The following is a 14,529-nucleotide window of genomic DNA, read 5'->3' on the forward strand; positions in this document are numbered from 1 at the left end:
TGGTTCCTTGTTGGGTGATAGTTTTGGCGATGAGTTGAGTTTTTGAGGTGGAGATTTGTCCGAGGGCTTGAATGGAGTTGTTAAGGATGGTGGGATTGATGATGGTGAGGGTATTGGTGGTTGGGTTGTAGATGGTATTGGTTAGGCTAGTGGTTGCTGCAATGAAGGTGTTTGCTGAAACAGATGAGTTGGCTCCGAAGTAGAAGCCTTGTGGGTTTAAGAGAATGATTCTGCCATTAGCTGAGATAGAACCAAATATCTGGGAAGGGTTGCTATCTAGGATATGGTTAATAGCAATAGCTGTCGTAGAGGGTTGGTTAAAGATTACTTGTTCGTTGGCCTGTACATTAAATGAGTTCCAGGTAATAGTGGTAGCAGATGAGGTTTGATTGATGGTGGTGGTGTTAGGGGATTGACTAACGGTGGCTTGGCCATCTTGGATAGCGTCGAACACAGGAGAAGAAATAGTAGTTTGAATAACCAGTAATTGAATAATTAAAGGAAGTAAAAATTTCATTGCCGAATCATAATAATGTGATTTTAACATGTTAGTTAACTGTGACTCAATCGCAATTTCATAACTCATATTTTATTACAGAAAACAACCAGATAAAGGCTGTAAATAAATTGTGTACAAGCTATTAAAAACCTGTATAGCTTAAAAAAAAATCAGTATCTCCTGTGATAAAGTTGTTAGTAACATGTTAGTAAGCTATTCGCAATAATTTATTCGTGAATATAGCTACCAGAAAAACATGAATCTTCAAATTTTTTAATTTTTGAATTGAGTTTTGTTAATGCATCGGTAAGCTCTTCAAGAGAAAGATAAATAACTGACTCAGCTCCTATCTCATCAGCAATCTGTTGGTTCGTTCTATTGGTAGCAATGAGCTCCTCAGATGAAGGGATATCAATACCATAATAATTTGGAAAAAGAACAGGTGGAGACGCTACTGCAAAAAAAACTTTTTTAGCGCCCATTTGTTTAGCCATTTGTACAATTTCTTTTGAGGTAGTGCCCCGAACTATGGAATCATCGACTAGTAAAACAATTTTCTCATAAAACTCTTGTTTGACCGGATTTAATTTATGTTTTACAGAGATTTCTCTCGATAATTGCTTTGGCATTATAAATGTCCTATCAATGTATCTATTTTTAATGAACCCTTCTCGGTAGTTAATCTTTAATTTCATTGCCAGTTCATACGCTGCAATTCTTGAAGTGTCTGGAATGGGAATTACCACATCTATTTTTTCATTAGGTAAAGATTTTTTTACTTTATTCGCCAACGCTAGACCCATTTCCATTCGTGCTGTATACACTGAAATGCCGTCAATGGTACTATCTGGACGAGCAAGATAGACAAACTCAAAAAGACATGGTAATAAAGTTTGGTTTTTATAGGTGTAAGAAATTGGTTTTTGATTGGATTGAAAATAGATCATTTCTCCAGGTGCGACATCTCGCTCAACGGTATAGCCTAGAATATCAATAGCCACACTTTCTGAGGCAATTATATACTCAGTTCCTTTTTCTGTTTTTTTACTACCATAAATAAGCGGTCTAATTCCATTTGGATCTCTGATTGCAATCATTCCTTTATCAGCTATTTGAACAATAATACTGTAGCCTCCTCGCGCCTCACGAAATAAATTTGAAACCGCCCACCACAGGTCGTCAGGAGTAAGTGAAGGTAACTTGCAATATTTTTGTAATTGATAGGCTAGGTAATTAATAATAACTTCTGAATCGTTCTCAGTGTTGAGATGACGAGGTAAATTTTGTTGGATACTTGCTTTTAATACTTCACAGTTAGTAATATTTCCATTATGACTTAGTGTAATTCCAAATGGCGCATTAACATACAATGGCTGTATTTCATTTAACGCATCAAACGTACCTGAAGTGGGGTAGCGAAGATGGGCAATACCAGAATTGCCGAATAGTTCAGATATATCATTATTTGAAAATACAGCTTTAACTAGGCCTAATCCTTTTTTTGAATAGAATTTACCTTGGTCTTCAGTTATAATTCCTGCGGCATCCTGACCCCGATGCTGAAGCGATATTAGCGCAGAATGAAGTAGAAGCGATACTGGGCGAGTTGCTTGAATTCCAACTATGGCGCACATATACACATGAACAAAAGAAATTCAATCATTTCCATTTATTTATTTATGGACTTGATTATACCTCTTTGCTCGGTTATTTTGTATTGTTTTTCTGAATACGCTTTTGCTTCAGTTTCGCTTGCAAAAGGCCCAAGATGAAGTTGGTACTTATTTTTTGAGTCAAGGAATTGAAGCACGATTATTTTAGCTGGTATGCCTTTTCTTTTAAGCGCAGTGACTATTCGGTCTGCGTTCTGTTTTTGACTAAATACTCCAATTTGGACTATGAACTGATTTTGAGACTTGGCAGAGTCTTTAATTGGTGGTTGAGGTAATGGGCTATTAGGTTTCACGCTGATGGGGGGTGTAGATACCTGGGGGGTAATTTGACTCTGAGCAGACATGTTGCTCAAGCTAGGGTTTTCATTAATTAATGGTTCAGTGGGATTTTGAATTGTTTCTGAAGATAGTTGGTTCGTAAAACAAGAGATGCCATATACTGAGTCCTGTGTTTCAAGCCAATTTCTTTGAATAATCCCAGCTCGAGAGTAGATGAGCCACAATGAAAACAAAAAAAAGAAGATCAGACTAATCGCTCCGATTACAAAAACAACATGTTGTGAATATAATTGAGGTGCTTTTTCAGAAAATTTAAATTGTGTCATTGGTATGTGCCATCGCTTCTCCAACAACATAGAACGAACCAAATACTAATGTCGGAATTTTATTTTTAATTATATCATTTAACGCAACCTCTGTAGTACTGGCGATGGCTTGAGTGCGAGGTAGTATAGAAGTAACTAATGCAGCAAGTTGTCCAGGTGACACTCCCCTTTCCAGATTACTTTGCACACAATACCATCGCTGGATCGGGAGGTCTTTAAATAGTGCGATCATAGTTGAGATATCTTTCTCTTTGCAAAACCCAGACACCACCACAAATTCTTGGCTACAAAATTTTGTATCTTGTAGAAACCATATTAGCGCCACACACGAAGCGACATTATGCGCAACATCAAACAAAATAAAGGGATATGTGGTGCTACTCTGGGTTCGACCGGGTACAAAATGTTTAATAATATGGCTATGTATCATATCAAGCCGTACTGGGAAAGATACTTGTAATCGCTCAACGCAGGCAAGCGCTAATGCTAAATTTTCTAGATGAACCAGACTTTTATTTCTTGGATACGGTAGTTTTTTATTTTGAAGACTTGGGAGATCAGCCAGCTCCCAATGTTGTGATAATGTTTTTACAGCTAAATCTCTACCGAGTAGCTGTAATGGAACATGGAGTTCTTCGCAGCGGTCTATAAACACAGAATCCTGACCCGAGGCATTGACTACTGCATACTTGCTTGTGGACTTGATTATGCCAGATTTTTCATACGCTATTTCTGATAAAGTATTGCCAAGAATCTCGCAATGATCGTAATCAATAGAAGTAATACAAGCAATATGATTAGGAAAAATATTCACTGCGTCAAGTCTTCCTCCTAATCCAACTTCTAAAATTGCAAGTTGAACATTTCTGCGCTGAAAAGCAAGGGACATAAGTAACGTAGTGTGTTCAAAAAAAGTAAGCGGGGTAGATTCGCAAACATTTGAGATTTCATTGGTACATTGCAATAATTCAGTAGCGAGTACAGGCACTTGGTTTACACGTATTCGTTCATTAAAATTATTAAGGTGGGGTGAGGTGTAAGAACCAACTATATACCCTGCATCTGTAAACAAAGAACTTAACAAATGCACCACAGAACCTTTGCCGTTAGTGCCTGCTACTGTAATACACACTGGGGCAGGAATAGGGCAACCTAATTTCTCCCAAGCTGTAGTAACTCGTGAGAGAGAATAATCCATATAGGTATGGCTTCTACCAATTTGTCGCTCCAGCGTATTTAATAAATTCATAGCTAAAAGATTTGGTTTATTTGAGAACAAAATGTTTTGATTTTGTTTAAGGAAAGAGCCATATTACCCTTGCTTGATTCTTGCAGAGAAGCTAAATGTGTCCCTATAATAATCGTATCTGCAAATCGATATAGTTGTTTTGCCCGATCTAATGAATTAATTCCAAAACCAATAGCTATTGGTAGGGACGCATGTTTTTTAATGCGCTTAAAAGTACTGTTAATGTTTTTAATATTAATTGCCGAACTGCCAGTAACACCATCCACCGCAACCAGATAACAATATCCACTACCTCCCAAACAACGAGTCTTTATAGTGCTGATAGAAGAATTGAGTGAAACAAGCGGTATAAAAGCTATTTGATTTGCAGCACATAATTTTTCAATAGCAACGCGTTCTTTTCCATCATTCGGACAATCGACTAAAATCAAACCATCAACTCCATGCTTAGCTGCCTTATGACAAAATGCTGAGAATCCAAATTGAAAACAAGGGTTGTAATAACCCATAAGAACTAATGGGGTCTTTTGGTTAGTGCGTCTAAATCTGTGCACGGTTTCAAATACTTGAGTTATAGTAACTCCTTGTGCGCATGATCTGGTGTGTGCACGGGTCAATACAGCTCCGTCCGCGATAGGATCTGTGAAAGGTATTCCAATCTCTATCGCGTCAGCACCGCTGTCAACTAACGAGTGCATTGCTTGGAGTGTATACTTACTAGTAGGATCGCCACACAAAATAAATGGGATAAACCTTTTTTTTGGATGATTAAATAGGACTGAAAGTCGATGGTGAGGTAACAATTTCATACATTATTTTGCAAATTGTTGTATCGTGTCTAAATCTTTATCGCCCCGACCAGAACAATTAACTACAATTATTTGCTTGGTTGGTTTCATCGCAAGTTTTAAGGCGTATGAAATGGCATGGCAAGATTCAAGTGCTGCCAAGATGCCCTCACATCGTGCCAAGGTATGAAAAGCGCTTAGGGCTTGCTGGTCAGATATCGTACAGTATGTTACTCGACCAATGGAATGGAGATATGCGTGTTCAGGTCCTACCCCAGGGTAATCCATACCAGCAGAAATTGAGTGGGTTGGTAAGATTAACCCAGACCGATCACTTAGTACATATGATTTCTGACCATGCAGGACACCAACTACTCCTTTTGAAATACTTGCAGAATGTCCGAGACTAGATCCACCTGCCTCAACCCCAACTAATGCTATTTGCTTTTGTTTGATAAAGTCATAAAATATTCCAATCGCATTAGAGCCGCCTCCGACACATGCCACAATTACATCAGGATTTAAAATGCCGAACTCTTTGAGTTGAGACTTAGTCTCGCGTCCGATAATCCGTTGGAAACTTCTTACCATAAGCGGATAAGGATGTGGGCCATTAACTGAACCGATTACATAGTGAGAATTTCGATAACTAGAAACCCAATCGCGTAGCGCCTCATTTAGCGCGTCTTTTAGTGTTGCGCTTCCTTGAGCAACTTCAATTACCGTTGCGCCAAGCAACTTCATTCGTGCAACATTCGGTGATTGCCGAAGCATATCTTTTTTACCCATATAGATTCTAGTCGGCATATCTAACAACGCTCCAATCGTGGCGGTAGCTACGCCATGCTGCCCAGCTCCGGTTTCAGCAAGTAGGAATTTTTTTCCCATGTATTTTGCTAACAACGCTTGGCCAAGTGCGTTATTAATTTTATGACTACCAGTATGATTTAAATCTTCTCTTTTTAAAAATATTTTAGTTTTGGGATTTTTTCTAGGCAACCTTTTACAATCAGTTAAAGGGGTAGGCCTTCCACAATACTGTTTTAATAAAGAGTTATATTCTTTTATAAACTTTTTATCGGTAACTAATTTAGTAAAACTATTCGTCAACTCCTGACATGGCTGGACCAGTGTTTCTGGGATATACCTGCCGCCAAATTCGCCAATATACCCATGTTGATCAAATTGATTAAGTTCATTATTAGTTACTGAGAATTTCATTTTAAGCTATGTCGTAATAGTGCTACTATTTTACGGGTATCTTTAACTCCTCGTGAGCTTTCTATACCAGAACTAATATCAAACTGTGTAATTCCAGTTTGAAGGTGCGCCTTGATAATATTTTTTACATGTATCCCTCCAGAAAGAATTAATTTATGTTGTATTGATTTTGGCACTTGTTCCCATTCCGAAATGGTGCCTGTGCCACCCATTTGATTGGCTTTATGACTATCTATTAAAAAACCACTTGCACTAGGGTATAGCTTTATGAAGCGAGCGATACCCTTCCAACCTACACTATTAATTGGAATGCTTTTTAAATAAGGGAGCGAAAATGATTTACAAAACGCTTCACGTTCAATACCATGAAATTGAAGCATATTGAGTGGTACGGACCGAATAACCTGATTTACAAATTGTTTGGTTGGGTTCATAAAAACACCTACGAGCTGAACTAACGGTAGTGCGGAAAGACAAAGTGACTTTGCTCTATGTATCGTAACTTTTCTAACGCTATGTTGCACAAACACCAAACCAATCGCATATACACCATACTTACAAGCAATTTCTATCTCCTTATGATTTTTAAGTCCACATAATTTAATTCGTAACTTCATTGGCAAGTGAGATAGTAGGTACTATTGGCATGGTAAGGGGCAGCTGATATCGGTCATGATATTTTACATAGGTAAGGTATAAACCGTTAGGGGTCATTGTTTTAGAATTAACTTTTCTATCCTTGCTCTGCAGTACCGTTTCTACCCAGTGTATACTTTTTCGACCAGTACCAACTTCTAATAAGCAACCAATAATAATCCTAACCATATTTTGCAAAAATCCATTTGCGGTTATATCAAATACAACACACGCATTATTTCTATGGATTGAAATTGATTCTATAGTTCTGATAGGGGTTTTTGCCTGACATCCCGCAGATCGAAAAGAACTGAAATCATGAGTTCCGAGTAAATACTTACTAGCATTTTGCATTTCTGCAATATCAATAGGTGTGTAACACCAGGAAGTCAATCCTTGGAGTAACGCTGAACAAGTAAAATCGTTCCAAATGATATACCGATAACTTCTTGACAATGCACTAAAACGCGCATGAAATGTATCATCAACTTCCTTTACCCATTTAACTTTAATACTAGAAGGTAAATAACCATTAGAGCCTCGCACCCAAGCGTCATCCTTGCGTAAGGACTTTGTGTCAAAGTGAACCACTTGGCAGGTAGCATGCACTCCTCGATCTGTTCTGCCAGCACATACCAGAGTGACCTCATGATCAGCAATTTTTGAAAAGGCATTTTCGCAAATTTCCTGTACGGTGTTTTTAACTACTTGTTTTTGCCAACCACTAAATTCTGTGCCGAGGTATTCAATCGCACATGCAAATCGCATAAAACTTATGTCTTGTTGTTGCCTTCAAGATCAAGCTGTGCCATTTGATTCTCAAATTCTTTAAGTAACTCATCTGAATCAGCATCAGCTACTTCGCTAACTTCTGGTTCGCTTTCCATATCTTCGGCAGCAGTTGACACAACCTCATTATCATTATCACTCAGAGATAACTGTTGACTATCAAAAGTTACCTTGCTGTCGTCTTGGAGTTTTTTAGATACATTGATTTGGGTTAGATCATGTTCTTCAGATGACTCGTATTTACTAGGAGGGGCGCTACTGGGTGAGTCATTAAGCATCTCTTCGTCAAATAAATTATTAAAGTTTCCATCAAAAGCCTGTGTTTTTTCAATCATCTCTTCAACACTCTGATTGCTAGCCGCAGGGGGAGAACTGGCTGTAAGCTTGATTTCTTCCTGCACATCAATATTCTCTGATAAACTTTGGTTGCTAGAGTTTTCAAGAGATTTAACAGCGCTATTTGATAACTCGGTAAGATTCTGACTGGTTTCTTCTGGGCTGATATTTGGAAAGTCTAACATCGCTTCATCTTCAGCATGAACAGTAGCGACAGGTTTCATTTCAAAATCTTCAAAAGGTACATTCTCAAATGATGCTTCTAATTTATTAGCGTGCTCTTGGGACGCGGATGGTTCTTGAGGTGAAGATGGTATCAAATCCTCAGGTTGATCAGATAAATCTCCAACTATGTCTAACAAGTCATTTTCATTTGTTGCAGAAGAAGAAATTTTACCTATATCTGACCCCCCAACATCTAAATCAGTTTCAAGGATATCTACAACTTTACCTGCGTCAGATAAATCCACATCGGTATCTTTTCGTCGCTCAACCATAAGATCAGAAACTTTCAATATCGCAGATGAAGATTCATGAGCGAACAATGGATCATTTGGAATTAAATTTTTACCTAATGACACAGCTTTATCCCACAGTAATTCATCACCAGAGTTTTTTGCAAGATTTGCAAATTCTTTAAACTTATTTACATTTTTAGTTGTATAAAATAATTCTAATAACTTAGTGTAATAAAAAGACTTATTCCCCTCATCATTTTGAATTGCTTCGTTTAATACAATTTCAGCCTGTTCATACAGCCCATAACCAAGATAGGTATTAATTTCTTCTAAAAATTCTTGATTTTCTACAGTTTCTTTTAATGGTTTAGAAGCATGGGCAACATGGCTAGGGCTAGATTGAACACTTTCTAAAGAATCTTCCGATTGAGCTATCCCCGCCCCCAATGGAGCTACAACACTAGTCGCATGTTGCATCGTATTGTGCTGAGGTCTGATTTTCCTAACCCCGCCAAAACCATCAGAAACCTCAATACTCGCACCTCCACTACCTGGAAGTAGTGATTTAAAATAATTACTTATTTTGGAAAATAAACTTTCAACTTGGCTCTCATTTTGACTCGATATCTCATGGTGACCAGAGTCTAAGACCTTACTTTGAAAATCGTTTTTTTTTACATTGACTAAATTAATAATGTAACGGATAAGATTAAAGAAGATGATAATGGCGATTAAAGCCACTACGATGGCGATTAATACTGATTTACTTTGAAATAATTTACTAAAATCACCAGAAAGCGCCGCAGAAAAAGCCTCTTTCAATTCAACAAACAAACCTTTATCTTCCTCTACCTTTAGTGGTGGTGGAGTCTGAACAATCGGAGCTTCTGCGATTTTAGGAGTAACTGGCACTTCATTCTTTAGCAACGCAACTTCTTTTTCTAGTTTAGCTAGTTTTTGTTGCTCAATAGCTATCAGTTTAGCCGTCTCTACAATTTGCCTGTCAGTTGATTCTAAAAGAGACTGTTCTTTTTCAATTAAGCGTTTAAACTTCTCTACTGCTTCTGCTTTTTTCTTATCAAGTTGAGCAATTAAAGATTTACCACCCTTCGCTCCACTCTGAGACACAGATCCCTTACCGCCAATTTCAGAATCAGAAGAGAGTACCTCAAATTGTTTTTTAGCGACTGAACTGGTAGCTTTCTGGACTGCGGTTGGGACAGGAGCATACCTATTCAAGGATGCATGGAACTCATCATACTGAGACTGCACTTTCGCTAACGCAACAGATTTACTAATTGAAGACACCACTTCATCGTTAGGAATTTTCAATGATACACCACTCTTCAAGTAGTTAATATTATTATTTAAAAAGGCGTCAGGATTCTTACTATAAAAAGCAAGCATCATTTGATTTAATGTAAATCCAGATTTCATATAACGAGAAGCAAGCTGCGATAAAGTATCCCCTTTCACAACACTTACACTTTGCACATCAGAAACCTCAGCAGCAGACTCCTCATCCACCTGCAATCGTATTGGTGCAGAAGCCACCACAGGCTTTTCAGGCTCAGCTTTCTTTTCCTCAACCTTAACCGTAGGAGCAGTACTTACAGGTTGCTCATTAGTAGCGACTTGCGTATCATTAGCAGGCGTACTGGTATCTTTTTCAGAAGGAGTATCGCTAGCAACTTGCGTATCATTAGTAGGCACAGTATCGTCTGGTAATTTCACAACTGTGTCTTTAGCAGCAGAGACTTCAGACTGTACAGGAGGAGGAGTAACTTTTCTTTCAGCTTTTTCGCTATATTTTTTTAAAGGTACCCCTAATCTTGAAATATCAACAACCCCTTTGTTGTCTGGATTTAACTCACGAAAAGTATCAACTTCTGGGTTTCTAATTGCCTCTGCAACAACATCATCGCTGGATGCATAAAAATCAAGTAATAGCGGATATTGCCTTATCAAAGCGCCACTTGACCAATTAAACTGTATCAACAAATCTGCAATTGAAAACTTCAATCCCTCAACGGTAGTTAGCTGTACAAATGATTCACCTTTACCATTAGTAAAAATCTTAAAAGTAATTGAATTTAATACATAATCTTTACTCAATCCAGCATTCGCATACTCACCATCACCTGCAATGCTAATTTTCAATGCATTTAATTCGCTAGCAGTATGATCATAAATTGGGATAGTGGCCAGCAAAGGCTCATTATAATAAGACTCAACAGTCAAGTTTCCAAATGAAATAGCATAGACCACCCCATAGCAAGAACACCCTGCACAAAAAGCCACCACTTTCAACAATCTATTCAATCGCATTAACTAACCATTTTATACTAATAATTAAGGTAATTCAGAATAAAAATAGACAATTTTGACAGCAAAGTACCTTCAATTAATAATAAATTGAACAATTCAGCCTACCAGGTATCCTGAAGCACTGTTTTTATTTAGTCTAAATCTAGATTTTGTTTCATTAGCGAGCAGTGGAGGTGTGTATTAAACAAAGTTCGAATGTATTTTGAATTAAATCCTGATTCCGACTAATCGCACGCGCGGAGCGCGTGGTGGCTTGAAACTGCCTCGTACGCTCGTATCGTTCCGCCACTGCCTCACTTCTCTCGGCAACACCAAAGAAAAATGTTCCTTGCTTTCTTGATTTGGCGGGGGTGAAATTTCTTTTGAAAGTGGAAAGGACATTTTTCTTTGGTGTTCTGTCCTCCAAGTATTCGGGCAGGTGGCGGAACAATGCGGACGAAGTTTTGGCAAAACTATTTTTTGGGGAAAGGATTTGCCAAAACCTCGGCTCATTTGTTTTTGAATTCGGATGTCGCAAATGGAAAAGGATGGGTTTGGAGAGGAATTTTCCATTTGCTCCACTTTTTGTATTGGGGGAATTCGGGGCGGACAAAAAACAGAAAATACAAATTCGATATTGTGCCTCTACCATTCTACTATTTTTCGTCCCTGATCTAAAGGGGTCCATCCTCGGAATTCGCCTCGGACATTTCCGCTAGGGCTACTCGCGCCTAGATGTCATAGGTTTCCTGCTTATCCTCGCCATTCACGCTCTGCGGAGCGGGAGCGAGGGCAGGAGGCTGTTTGGGGGGAGGAAGGAATCCTCCCCCAGCTTCGGGCTCCTCCTCGTTCCTTCGGAGTCCGCCCTCGCACAACCCCCCCCTTCTCGTTCTCATATCGGCTGTATGTGGTGTCGCTTTCGCTACTAGATTTTAGTATTGCAAGATTACGGCGGCGCTCATCCTTTAGTCATGGACACCCTAGCGGAAATGTCCGAGGCTCAAATACAAATGCGCTTGTCCCACCCTCCCGTTCGCGGGCAATATCCCCGCCGTAGGAAAAAGAGAAGACGGCGTGGATGCTCCCCTTAAGTACGAAGACCGATCAAATCCTTTTTCATTCCCTCAAGAGCTTTTACAAAACCCACGGTAAAATAAAAAAATGTATTAAAATAATTCGCAGTTTCGGTGGTAGTAACTCCGTCAATAAATGCAAAATCTCGGTAGTTTGAACGAATCCTCATATAATACGGAAAATCAAAAACGGAAACAGAGAAAGAAGCGAGGTATTGCTGACATTTAGTTTTATGAGCTGGCTTCCTTAAATCTATTCGATTTTTTTGTTTCCAATCATCAAGTTTATATTTAGCAATTTTACGGATTGCCATTTTATACATATCAAACTGACTTGTTCGACTACTTAAATTTGCACCACTTCTAACTATATAATTTAAAATTGCTTGATCAAATACTTGATTAAGAATAGGCTCGGAAAACTCAATTTCACCACAGCTTAATTTACGCGAAAACTCCTCAACACAACTTGCGTGTGAAAGTCTAAAAATACCTTTTTGTAATTTAAAAATATATTCAATGGTTGCAAGTATATTAAAAATTAAATAATAGGATTTTACTGGAAGCCAAGAGGTTGAGGCGTAGGAATAATCAGCATCAATCTGAACAATTTTATATTCATCATTTAGAGATTTCTTCGTAAGACTTATTAGATTTTTCTTCTCATCAATATCCGAAATACCAGCTTTTTTAAGCGACCCCGTGTATTTAATGCTAACTCCTTTTACTAAATCAGAAAGACACTTTATATAATTTAAGTGCGTGTCATATGCTTGATGTTCTAGAATTGAGGCATTGTTAGTCATCTTAAGTTTAGCCCAAAATAATATTTGGGACTTTTTCTCGTATTTTAGTTAAAGATTTCTTATAGTAGTTCTTGTCTATTTCACAAGCCGTCAAATCAAAACCTGCATTATGGCAAGCGATAGCAATTGTGCCACTTCCTAAATGTGTATCTAGTATTTTATCTCCTTTTTTGGCAAACATTTTCAAAATCCATTCATAAAGTTCAACTGGTTTTTGTGTCGGATGAGTCTTATTTCGATTTTTCATAACACTAAATCTAAAAATTTTTGATGGTTTGTCTATAGAAGTCCACGCCATTTCAGCCATAGAAAAATTATTTAAGGTTTCTGGTTGTTTTTTGTCCCATATAATAAAGCACTTGTTAAATTTGTTCTTTGTCCAAATATATCCAAAATAGTTTCCGCCCCATATTATTTGATTTTTTGAGACACGAAAAAGTTCTTTAAAATATTCGTCATCAGGTTTTATATCCCATTTACTGTATTCGTCCATATTAAACTTATGATCGCCTCCTCGTTTTGTCTTATTTAAAATCCCGTATGGAGGATCGACAATAGCTAAATCGAAATATTTATCTTCGTATCTGGCCATAAGTTTAGCATTGTCTTCATTTGTTATTTTTATTATCGGGTTGTGCATAAGCTAATTTTTTACAGAGAATTTATCAATCGTAAGGGTGGAAATATTACGACTAATGTCCTTTCCAAGGTTATTCATAACAATGTTGTCAAAGTCGGCATAGTCAATTTCTCTCACTTCATTATCAATGTGATTGTATAGATATTCGGAAAAGGTGCTCGCCCGAATAATAACTATCGGTGCAGATTTAATATCATGCAAAACAGCAGGAACATACCTTGGGGTAACAACTATCGTATATTCACCACCTATTCTTCTTCTGTGTTCCGCCAATCTTCCAGCGTTCAATCCAGACAGTTTATTTTTTGTTGATTTAGCATCTACTGCAAACTTCTTTTTCTTTGTTATGTACAAACATTCCAAATCTGCATTACCAGCACCACCAATTTTTTTAGCTTCTACATTAACAAACATATTAAAACCATCAGTAATAATATCTTCAAAAAGATAAGCCTCTGCGCCTTCATTATTATTTGAGTATTGTTCAATAAGTTTTGCCAAATTGAGTAATCCGTATTTCAAATCATCCTTTTTCTCCCCAATTTCTTCTAATAGAATTTGAGGATAAAAGTTATATATTTGTTTAACGACATCAATTTTCAATCTTTCAGGGTCTTCTAGTTGCAAAGGTTTTTCGTCGAATGGATATTCAACCATCAATTTCTGACAAAGTTTATTAAGATGTGGATTAAGCGTTACAAAATTACGAGTTATTTTTCGATAAGTGCTTTTACCTTGAAGTAATTTACAGATAACCTCGCCCTCAGTCTTTTCTATAACTCCAGCGTTTTTGAATAATTCGCTCACATAGTAATCCCATTCGTATGCAGAATTGACATAAGTATGTTCATCTTCTTTAAATGCTTTCTCAATTTCCTCATCACTCCATTTTCTTATTTTAAGAATCTCACTAACTAATTTTTCATAATTCTGATTATCAATGCTTTCAATGAAAACTAGGAGATAAGAAACTTCATAGGCAAATAACCTGTTTTCTATTCTTTCGTCAGAAAGAAGTTTAAAGATAAGTCTAAAAGGGTACAAATTAAAAACTTTGTCTGATCCTCCGTGCGGATGTTCAAATTGAATAGCCCAAAGCATTGTAAAAAATATTTTGCTTAAATTCTCTTTTTTATCTATATGTTTTAAAAATAAATTTCCAAGTGGACTAAAAAGAAATCGGTCTTGTCCGTCAATTGTGTCTTTATACCCAAACATATAATACGCAAGGGTATTTATCCGATGGTTGATTGAATCCAATGGAAGCTCGGGATTTCTTTCTTTATAGCACGCAAGGTCTTTTAATTTAAGTAGTAAACCTAACTTATCATCTTTCGAGATAGATGCTTTAGAGAAATACTTCAAATTAACAGCCACGGCCGTAATTAAATCAAAATTATTTGTGTGTCTATACAATATCCATTTTTTCTTTTCAATCCTGTAAGTCAT

General features: G+C 37.3%; 13 protein-coding genes. All 13 read right to left on the reverse strand.

The window, feature by feature from the left end:
* Positions 1-586: filamentous hemagglutinin N-terminal domain-containing protein (locus QM538_04640; protein ID MDI9347772.1), on the reverse strand; the 586-nt coding region annotated here is incomplete at its 3' end.
* A gap of 140 nt (positions 587-726) precedes the next feature.
* Positions 727-2,133, reverse strand: a complete 1,407-nt coding sequence (gene purF, locus QM538_04645) for an amidophosphoribosyltransferase (protein ID MDI9347773.1) — start codon at positions 2,131-2,133, stop codon at positions 727-729.
* 35 nt (positions 2,134-2,168) lie between these two features.
* Positions 2,169-2,777, reverse strand: a complete 609-nt coding sequence (locus QM538_04650) for an SPOR domain-containing protein (GenBank protein MDI9347774.1) — start codon at positions 2,775-2,777, stop codon at positions 2,169-2,171.
* Complete coding sequence (locus QM538_04655; protein ID MDI9347775.1) at positions 2,764-3,975, reverse strand: Mur ligase family protein; 1,212 nt, start codon at positions 3,973-3,975, stop codon at positions 2,764-2,766. Before QM538_04655 ends, QM538_04650 begins: the two co-directional genes overlap by 14 nt.
* A 53-nt stretch (positions 3,976-4,028) precedes the next feature.
* A complete protein-coding gene (trpA, locus tag QM538_04660) occupies positions 4,029-4,835 on the reverse strand; it encodes a tryptophan synthase subunit alpha (protein ID MDI9347776.1) in 807 nt (268 codons plus the stop codon).
* A 3-nt stretch (positions 4,836-4,838) separates the two neighbouring features.
* Complete coding sequence (trpB, locus tag QM538_04665; protein ID MDI9347777.1) at positions 4,839-6,035, reverse strand: tryptophan synthase subunit beta; 1,197 nt, start codon at positions 6,033-6,035, stop codon at positions 4,839-4,841.
* Positions 6,032-6,652 carry a phosphoribosylanthranilate isomerase gene (locus QM538_04670; GenBank protein ID MDI9347778.1) on the reverse strand — a complete coding sequence of 207 codons (621 nt, stop codon included), beginning with the start codon at positions 6,650-6,652 and terminating at the stop codon, positions 6,032-6,034. Before QM538_04670 ends, trpB begins: the two co-directional genes overlap by 4 nt.
* Complete coding sequence (gene truA, locus QM538_04675; protein ID MDI9347779.1) at positions 6,636-7,439, reverse strand: tRNA pseudouridine(38-40) synthase TruA; 804 nt, start codon at positions 7,437-7,439, stop codon at positions 6,636-6,638. Before truA ends, QM538_04670 begins: the two co-directional genes overlap by 17 nt.
* 5 nt (positions 7,440-7,444) lie before the next feature.
* Positions 7,445-10,582 (reverse strand): FimV/HubP family polar landmark protein, encoded by a 3,138-nt coding sequence (locus QM538_04680; protein ID MDI9347780.1) that lies wholly within the window; start codon positions 10,580-10,582, stop codon positions 7,445-7,447.
* A 157-nt stretch (positions 10,583-10,739) separates the two neighbouring features.
* Positions 10,740-11,213, reverse strand: coding sequence for a hypothetical protein (locus QM538_04685; protein ID MDI9347781.1), 474 nt, complete (start codon positions 11,211-11,213; stop codon positions 10,740-10,742).
* Positions 11,214-11,648: 435 nt separating this feature from the next.
* Complete coding sequence (locus QM538_04690; GenBank protein ID MDI9347782.1) at positions 11,649-12,440, reverse strand: hypothetical protein; 792 nt, start codon at positions 12,438-12,440, stop codon at positions 11,649-11,651.
* A 7-nt stretch (positions 12,441-12,447) separates the two neighbouring features.
* Positions 12,448-13,080 carry a DNA methyltransferase gene (locus tag QM538_04695; protein MDI9347783.1) on the reverse strand — a complete coding sequence of 211 codons (633 nt, stop codon included), beginning with the start codon at positions 13,078-13,080 and terminating at the stop codon, positions 12,448-12,450.
* A 3-nt stretch (positions 13,081-13,083) separates the two neighbouring features.
* Complete coding sequence (locus QM538_04700; protein ID MDI9347784.1) at positions 13,084-14,529, reverse strand: hypothetical protein; 1,446 nt, start codon at positions 14,527-14,529, stop codon at positions 13,084-13,086.

It is taken from the genome of Candidatus Methylacidiphilales bacterium (assembly GCA_030054035.1).
In the GTDB taxonomy this organism is placed as follows: domain Bacteria; phylum Pseudomonadota; class Gammaproteobacteria; order JASGCS01; family JASGCS01; genus JASGCS01.